The following is an 8530-nucleotide window of genomic DNA, read 5'->3' as shown; positions in this document are numbered from 1 at the left end:
GTCGCGCGCCGTTTGCTGGCGCTGCGCCGCCGCGTGTTGCCGGCATTTGCCGTGGCCGCGGCAGCCGCTACGCTGACCTGGATCGTCGTGCCGCAATTGCAGGGTGTGCCGGGCACGCCGGGTATCAGCCAGGTAGCGTCGGGTCAATCGCACGGGGATTCGGTGCAGCGCGTGGCGATGGCCCCGGTGCCGACCGTGGCCGCCCAGCCGGTGCAGGATGGCAATATCATCCGTGACGCCAGCCTCGACCAATATCTGGAAGCTCATCAGCAGTTTGGGCAGCAACCGGTCATGCCGGGCTCGATGCCGCTGCTTCGCACTACCGCCATGACCACGCAAGGCCAATAGTCTGATGCAGACACTGCGGTTGAATAAAACGACTATCTGGGGGCGGCTGCCGGCATTCTTGTTCTGTGCAGCCGTATTGTTGTCCGCCACGCCGCGTGTCTTTGCGCAATCCGACGATCCGCTCGTCGCCCACCGCGCCGCGGCGGATTTGCTCAACCGGATTCATCAGGCCGCCCAACAGCAGAATTACGAGGGCGCGTTCGTCTATCAGCGCGGTGATTTCGTGCAGACGTCGCGGATTTCGCATTACGCGACCCGCAATGACGGCGAGTTCGAGCAACTCGAAAGCCTCGACGGCAAGCCGCGAAAAATGTTGCGCCATAACGACGACATGTACACGTTCATCCCCGAACGGCATCTGTGCGTCGTCGAAAAACGACAGAACAAAGATTCTTTCCCGGCATTGCTGACCGCCAGTAGCGACCAGGTGCTAGCCGTCTACGAGCCGAAGCTCCTTGGCAACGATCGCGTCGCAGGTATCGACAGCGACGTCGTCGAGCTCGATCCGAAAGACGAGTACCGCTTCGCCTACAAACTGTGGGCAGACAAGAAAACGGGCCTGCTGCTCCGCGCGCAAACGCTGGATCCGAGCGGCCAGGTGCTCGAACAACTGTCGTTTTCGCAGATCAGCATTGGCGTGCCCGTCGACAAGGCCGCGATTGCCAACGGCATTCACAATATTGCGGGCTGGACGGTAGTGCGCCCGCCGGTCGAACCAGTGGATATGGAAGCGCAGGGCTGGCAGATCACCCCCACGGTGCCTGGCTTCCGCGAAATTCGTGAATTGCGTCGTCCGATGGCGGCGCATGACCCAAGCGACCCGCCCATTCCGGTCGATCAGGCCGTGTTTTCGGACGGCATAGCGGCGATTTCGATTTTTGTCGAGCCGGTCGAAAAGAACACGCGCAAAGAAGGCGCGGGTAGTAATGGGGCGACGCACGTACTCGTTAAGCGTCGTGGTGATTTCTGGATTACCCTACTTGGAGAAGTGCCCCAGGCCACATTGCAGCAGTTTGCATCTGCCATAGAATACAAGGCGCCCAAGTAGTCCCTGTAATCCTTCGAATCCCTCGGCTTGCTACGATATGACGACTTTCACGGTGCGCAAATTCCTCGCAGCCGCAATGGTGGCGGTTTGTCTGCCACTTGTACCGCATACGGCGTCGGCAGTTCCCGCGGCCAATCTTCCTGATTTCACTGACCTTGTGGACAAGGTCGGTCCGGCAGTGGTCAACATTCGCACGACCACACGGGTGTCTGGCGGTAACAGCGCTGGCGGAATGCCACCGGGGCTCGATGGTGGCGACATGTCGGAGTTCTTCCGGCGCTTTTTTGGCATACCTTTGCCGCAGCAACCGGGTCACGGTGGCGATAACGGCGGCGGTGGGAACGGCAATGGCAACGGCAGCGACAACGGCGGGGGTAGCGGAAGCGGTGGCAGCAGCAGCCAGGACACCCCTGACGACTCCGAGCAAAGCAGCGGCGTAGGGTCCGGTTTCATCCTGTCTCAGGATGGTTACGTGATGACCAACGCCCACGTGGTCGACGATGCGGACAATATTTACGTCACGCTTACCGACAAGCGCGAATTCAAGGCCAAGCTGATCGGCGTCGACGATCGCACGGACGTTGCCGTCGTGAAGATCAACGCGTCCAATCTGCCGGCGGTCACGATCGGCGACTCGACCAAGGTGCGCGTGGGCGAGTGGGTTGTGGCTATCGGTTCGCCATTCGGTCTGGAAAACACGGTGACGGCGGGTATCGTCAGTGCGAAGGGCCGCGACACGGGCGACTATCTGCCGTTCATTCAGACCGACGTGCCTGTGAATCCTGGTAATTCGGGCGGCCCGCTGATCAATATGCAGGGCGAGGTGATTGGCATCAACTCGCAGATCTATAGCCGGACTGGCGGCTTCATGGGCATTTCGTTCGCTATTCCAATCGATGAAGCGATGCGAGTGGCCGAGCAACTTAAGACCAACGGTAAGGTCACGCGTGGCCGCATCGCAGTGGCAATCGGCGAAGTGACCAAGGACGTGGCCGATTCGCTTGGACTGCCCACTGCCGAGGGTGCGCTCGTCAGTAGCGTTGAACCTGGCGGTCCGGCCGACAAGGCCGGTGTGCAACCGGGCGACATCATCCTGAAGTTCAACGGCCATTCGGTCGATACGGCGACTGACTTGCCGCGCATGGTGGGTGAGACGAAGCCGGGCACCAAGGCAACCATCTCCGTGTGGCGCAAGGGTCAAACGCGCGACCTGCCGATCACGATCGCGGAGATGCAGCCGGACAAGACCGCGAAGACCGATGAAAAGCAAAGTCCGGCGCCGAAGCAGCGCGCGACGAATTCACTCGGCATTGCGGTCAACGATATTCCGGCTGATCAGCAGAAGACATTGAAGGTGCACGGCGGCGTGCAGGTCGATCAGGTGGACGGCCCGGCTGCACGAGCAGGTCTCGCGAAGGGCGATCTCATTCTGCGCGTTGGCGACACGGACATCTCGAGCGCGAAGCAGTTCGACGAGGTGACCGCGCATCTCGATCCGCAAAAGATGATTGCGTTGCTCGTGCGTCGTGGCGACAACACGCAGTTTGTGCCGTTGCGTCCGCGCGGCGCTTCCGCGCAGAAATGACACGGGCGGCGCCGCTCACGCTCTATGGGCGCGCGTGGTGCCACCTGTGCGACCACATGCGGGCCGCGCTTGAGCCGCTCCTGGCCGAGTTCGGCGCGCAGGTCGAAATAGTCGATATCGACGCGGACCCGCTGCTGGAAGCGCGTTATAACGAATTAGTACCCGTTTTGGTCTGCGACGATGTCGAGTTGTGCCACTATCATCTCGACGAAGGGTGTGTCCGCGCCGCGCTTACCGCGCGTACAGTGCAGGCCCGCTAGCGCGCGAAAAAGCTTCTTGAACGGGCCATGGCCCGACCTGCTTTCCGTGCCCTCCTGCAAGATATGCCGGGCGAGAGCCATTTTCGGCTAAAATAGACAGGTTTTTCACCTACTTACAAGGCGTGCTCCGCAATCGTCCGAGCGCGCCTTTTTCGCTTGATCGGTACTGAATGAATCATATTCGTAATTTCTCGATCATTGCGCACATCGACCATGGCAAGTCGACGCTCGCCGATCGCATCATCCAGATTTGCGGCGGCCTGTCCGACCGCGAAATGGAAGCCCAGGTGCTCGACTCGATGGATCTCGAGCGCGAGCGCGGCATCACCATCAAGGCGCAGACCGCTGCATTGTCCTATCGCGCGCGCGACGGGCAGATCTACAACCTCAACATGATCGACACGCCGGGGCACGTCGACTTTTCGTACGAAGTCAGCCGTTCGCTGTCCGCGTGCGAAGGTGCGCTGCTGGTGGTGGACGCGAGTCAAGGCGTTGAAGCGCAGACGGTGGCGAATTGCTACACGGCCATCGAGCTTGGCGTCGACGTCATTCCGGTGCTCAACAAGATTGACCTGCCGGCCGCGAACCCGGAAAACGCAATTTCCGAAATCGAAGACGTGATTGGGATCGACGCGACCGATGCAACGCATTGCAGCGCGAAGACCGGCCAGGGCGTTGAAGACGTGCTGGAAGCGCTGATCGCCAAGGTGCCGCCTCCGAAGGGCGATACCGAGGCGCCTCTGCAGGCGCTGATCATCGACTCGTGGTTCGATAACTACGTGGGCGTCGTGATGCTCGTGCGCATCGTCAACGGCACGCTGCGTCCGAAGGACAGGATTCGCATGATGGCGACCGGCGCGCAGTATCCGGTCGAACATGTCGGCGTGTTCACGCCGAAATCGAAGAACCTTGAATCGTTGTCGGCCGGACAGGTAGGTTTCATCATCGCGGGCATCAAGGAACTGGCGGCGGCGAAAGTCGGTGACACGGTGACGCTCGTCAACCGTCCCGCTGAAGTGCCGTTGCCGGGCTTCAAGGAAGTGAAGCCGCAGGTGTTCGCTGGTTTGTACCCGATCGAAGCCAACCAGTACGACGCGCTGCGTGAATCTCTGGAAAAGCTCAAGCTCAACGACGCCTCGCTGCAATATGAGCCGGAAGTTTCGCAGGCGCTGGGCTTCGGTTTCCGTTGCGGCTTCCTCGGTCTCTTGCACATGGAAATCGTGCAGGAGCGGCTCGAGCGCGAGTTCGACATGGATCTCATCACCACCGCGCCAACGGTGGTGTACGAGGTCCTGCAGCGTGACGGCACGACCATCGTGGTCGAGAACCCGGCCAAGATGCCCGACCCCTCACGCATCGAGGAAGTACGCGAGCCTATCGTTACGGTGAACCTGTACATGCCGCAGGATTACGTGGGCTCCGTGATCACGCTGTGCACGCAAAAGCGTGGCAACCAGATCAACATGCAGTACCACGGTCGCCAGGTTCAGCTCACGTACGAAATTCCGATGGGCGAAATCGTGCTCGACTTCTTCGACCGTCTGAAGTCGGTCTCGCGCGGTTATGCGTCGATGGACTACGAGTTCAAGGAATACCGCGCGGCAGATGTCGTCAAGGTCGACATGCTGATCAACGGCGACAAGGTCGATGCGCTGTCTGTGATCGTTCACCGTTCGCAAAGCCAGTATCGCGGCCGTGAAGTGGCGGCAAAGATGCGCGAGCTGATTCCGCGGCAAATGTATGACGTGGCCATTCAGGCGACGATCGGCGCGAACATCATTGCGCGCGAGAACATCAAGGCTTTGCGTAAGAATGTGCTGGCAAAATGCTATGGCGGTGACATTTCGCGCAAGAAGAAACTGTTGGAAAAACAGAAGGCAGGCAAGAAGCGAATGAAGCAGGTCGGGTCCGTCGAGATTCCGCAAGAAGCTTTCCTCGCCATTCTGCGTGTCGAAGACAAATAAGACGAAGAACGGAACTCTATGAATTTTGCACTGATTCTTTTTGTGCTCGTCATCATTACGGGCGTCGCTTGGGTAGCAGATAAACTGGTGTTCTTGCCGCAACGGCGCCGCGCGGCAGAAGCCGCGGTCGCCGAGTTCGACCGCCAGCAGGCAAGAGTCGGCGAGCGCTTCGCCGACGAAAACGCCCCGCAAACGCGGGCCCGCCTGCGTGACGAGAAGCTTCGTCAGCCGTGGTGGCTCGAGTATTCGGCGAGCTTTTTCCCGGTCATTCTCGTGGTGTTCGTGGTGCGCTCGTTTGTGGTCGAGCCGTTCAAGATTCCGTCGGGTTCAATGGTGCCGACGCTGCTGGTCGGTGACTTCATCCTCGTCAACAAGTACGACTACGGCATTCGTCTGCCGATCACCAACACCAAGATCACGGAAGGTCGTCCGCTTCAGCGCGGCGACGTGGTGGTGTTCCGCTATCCCAAAGACGAATCGGTTGACTACATCAAGCGCGTGATCGGCCTGCCGGGTGACGTGGTGGCTTATCAGGACAAACAACTGACGATCAACGGCAAGCCCGTGCCGGAAACGCCGTTACCCGATTTTTTCGATGAAGAGCGCATCGGTTACGCGAAGCAGTTTGAAGAAGACCTCGACGGCCGCAAGAATGCGATTCTGAACAATCCCGCCGTGCCGCCGTTCATCGTGGGCGCCGAAGATTATCCGTATCGCGATAACTGCACGTACAACGCACGCGGTGTGATCTGCAAGGTGCCGCCCGGCAATTATTTCATGATGGGTGACAACCGCGATAACAGCGCAGACAGTCGTTATTGGGGCTTTGCGCCGGACAAGAATGTCGTTGGCCGTGCGTTCTTCATCTGGATGAATTTCAGCAACCTGAAACGCATCGGACCATTCCACTGATCTTCGCTGTACCGACCGCACAACACGCCGCGTCGATGCCATCCATCGAGCGCGACGTGTTATCACGCTACTTTAAGAACGTGCGGTAAGGTCGCTTCACCACGCTTTTTCGTCGCCCGCCCCGCGTTTTCGCCGGGACAGGCGCCCGCGTTATACTCTGCACATGCCCCTATCTCCGTTGGAAAGCCGTTTGCGCTACGAATTTCGCAATGCGGAATTGTTGCGCCAGGCTTTAACTCACCGCAGTCACAGTGCCACGCATAACGAACGGCTCGAGTTTCTCGGCGACTCCGTTCTGAATTGCGCGGTGGCTGCGCTATTGTTCCAACGTTTCGGCAAGCTGGACGAGGGCGACCTGTCACGCGTACGCGCAAATCTGGTCAAACAGCAGTCGCTTTATGAGATTGCTCAGGCCCTGAATGTCTCGGAGGGCCTGCGGCTGGGTGAGGGGGAACTGCGCAGCGGCGGGTTCCGACGCCCGTCGATCCTCGCTGACACGCTCGAAGCCATTCTTGGTGCCATCTTCCTGGACGGGGGCTTCGACGCCGCGCAGACGGTCATCAAGCGGCTCTATGTGCCGATTCTCGATCATATCGACCCCCGTACTCTCGGCAAGGATTCCAAGACGCTACTGCAGGAGTATCTGCAGGGCCACAAGATCGCGTTGCCGACCTACACCGTCGTGGCAACCCATGGTGCGGCGCACAATCAGCAGTTCGAAGTCGAGTGCACGGTGCCCAAGCTGGACGTGAAGGTGTCCGGTTCGGGCGCGAGCCGCCGGGCGGCCGAGCAGGCCGCCGCCAAGAAGGCGCTCGACGAGGTCATGGCCGCCGCGCCTGCCGTGGTGGCCAAGCCGAAGCGCTCCAAAGGCGCCCGTGCGGCGAAGGCCGAGCCGGAGATCGTCCCCGGCGTGACCGGTGTGCAGGCGGCTCTAGATCTGCGTGCGCCCGACCGTAAGGGCGAGCGTCATACACGTGGCGAGCCCAAGGCAACGGTGACGGAAGCGCTTGCGGAACGTCCGGCTGCCGTTATGGCGCCTGCGGCGCCGCTAGCCGTGATTCGTGCGGCGCACGTCGAATACAGCAACCAGGCTGTCGCCGACAGAGAAAAAGCGGAAAAATCCGAGCGCGGTGAAAAGCTAGAAAAACCGCCGGAAAAGCTGCAAGAAAAACCGCAGGAAAGACTGGACAGAACAGACCGGTCAGCGGAACGCAGCGAACCGCTTGCCCGCACCGCAGATAAAACCGCAGAGAGACCGGCCGACAAAGCCGACAACCCCCCCCGCAACACAGACAAATCCGCTGCTTCCCGCCCACGGGAACTCGCGCCCGACACGCCGGCGCCAGCCGAACTCGAACCCGGTGTTGCCGACGCGGTGCAAACGCGCGTCGCCGATGCCGGCCACTGATGCCATCCATGGGCGCGCCTGTTGTCGCGCGTCCATATGAACCTGCCGTAGCTCGAATATGAACGCTCCCACTCCCACTGGTTTTCGCTGCGGCATGGTCGCGATCGTCGGCCGCCCCAATGTAGGCAAGTCCACGCTGATGAACGCGCTGGTCGGCCAGAAAGTCAGCATTACGTCGCGCAAGGCACAGACAACCCGCCATCGCATCACAGGCATTCACACGCTCGAAGACGCGCAGTACATCTTCGTGGATACGCCGGGTTTTCAAACCAAGCACAGTGGCGCGCTGAACCGCTCGCTCAACCGCGCGGTCACCTCGACGCTGACCTCGGTCGATGCGATCCTGTTCGTGATCGAAGCGGGCCGTTTCGGTCCGGACGATCAGCGGGTGCTCGACCTGATTCCGCCGTCCGTGCCCACGTTGCTGATCGCGAACAAGCTGGATCGCGTGTCGGACAAGGATTCGCTGTTCCCGTTCATGCAGCAGGTGAGCGCGCTGCGCCAGTTCAACGAGATCGTCCCGTTGTCCGCCAAGAATCTGGATGACATCAAACGCCTGATGGCGACCGTCAAGCCGTTCCTGCCGGAAGGCTCGCCCATCTATGGTGAAGACGATCTGACCGATCGAAGCGAGCGCTTCCTTGCAGCGGAAATCCTGCGCGAGAAAGTGTTTCGTTGGACCGGCGACGAGTTGCCGTACACCAGCACCGTGCTGATCGAAAAGTTCGAGACGGAAGGGCGTCTGCGGCGTATTTTCGCGACCATTATGGTCGACCGCGATACCCACAAGGCGATGATCATTGGCCAGAAGGGCGCCAAGCTGAAGCAGATCAGCACCGAAGCGCGCCTCGACATGGAAAAGCTGTTCGACGGTCCGGTGTATCTCGAAACCTTCATCAAGGTGAAGAGTGGCTGGGCCGACAACGAAGCAGGACTTCGCGCCTATGGGTACGAATGACGCGTGGATGACCCTGCATCCCGACGCCGGACCGGACGATTCCGAGC

General features: G+C 60.3%; 7 protein-coding genes and 1 pseudogene. All 8 read left to right on the top strand.

Annotation, left to right across the window (positions count from 1 at the left end; genetic code table 11):
* Nucleotides 1–348 (top strand): annotated as a pseudogene (locus WCA85_RS27955) (anti-sigma factor); the annotation flags it as partial.
* 4 nt (nucleotides 349–352) lie between these two features.
* Nucleotides 353–1396 carry a MucB/RseB C-terminal domain-containing protein gene (locus WCA85_RS27950; RefSeq protein WP_424068109.1) on the top strand — a complete coding sequence of 348 codons (1044 nt, stop codon included), beginning with the start codon at nucleotides 353–355 and terminating at the stop codon, nucleotides 1394–1396.
* A 37-nt stretch (nucleotides 1397–1433) separates the two neighbouring features.
* Nucleotides 1434–2981: a DegQ family serine endoprotease gene (locus tag WCA85_RS27945; RefSeq protein ID WP_424068108.1), complete on the top strand. Its 1548-nt coding sequence runs from the start codon at nucleotides 1434–1436 to the stop codon at nucleotides 2979–2981.
* Nucleotides 2978–3241, top strand: coding sequence for a glutaredoxin family protein (locus WCA85_RS27940; protein ID WP_424068107.1), 264 nt, complete (start codon nucleotides 2978–2980; stop codon nucleotides 3239–3241). Before WCA85_RS27945 ends, WCA85_RS27940 begins: the two co-directional genes overlap by 4 nt.
* A gap of 170 nt (nucleotides 3242–3411) precedes the next feature.
* The gene (lepA, locus tag WCA85_RS27935; protein ID WP_424068106.1) at nucleotides 3412–5205 is read left to right on the top strand and encodes a translation elongation factor 4; all 1794 of its coding nucleotides are present in this window, start codon (nucleotides 3412–3414) and stop codon (nucleotides 5203–5205) included.
* Nucleotides 5206–5223: 18 nt separating this feature from the next.
* Entirely contained in the window at nucleotides 5224–6117 is an 894-nt protein-coding gene (gene lepB, locus WCA85_RS27930) for a signal peptidase I (protein ID WP_424068105.1), read from the top strand.
* Between the two features lie 163 nt (nucleotides 6118–6280).
* Complete coding sequence (gene rnc, locus WCA85_RS27925) at nucleotides 6281–7525, top strand: ribonuclease III (protein WP_424068104.1); 1245 nt, start codon at nucleotides 6281–6283, stop codon at nucleotides 7523–7525.
* A 58-nt stretch (nucleotides 7526–7583) separates the two neighbouring features.
* Nucleotides 7584–8483, top strand: a complete 900-nt coding sequence (era, locus tag WCA85_RS27920) for a GTPase Era (RefSeq protein WP_424068103.1) — start codon at nucleotides 7584–7586, stop codon at nucleotides 8481–8483.
* Nucleotides 8484–8530 lie beyond the last annotated feature (47 nt).

Source organism: Paraburkholderia sp. (assembly GCF_049581445.1).
Classification (GTDB): domain Bacteria; phylum Pseudomonadota; class Gammaproteobacteria; order Burkholderiales; family Burkholderiaceae; genus Paraburkholderia.
Note: the sequence above shows the minus strand (reverse complement) of the source record. Positions and strands in the feature narration are given on the sequence as shown.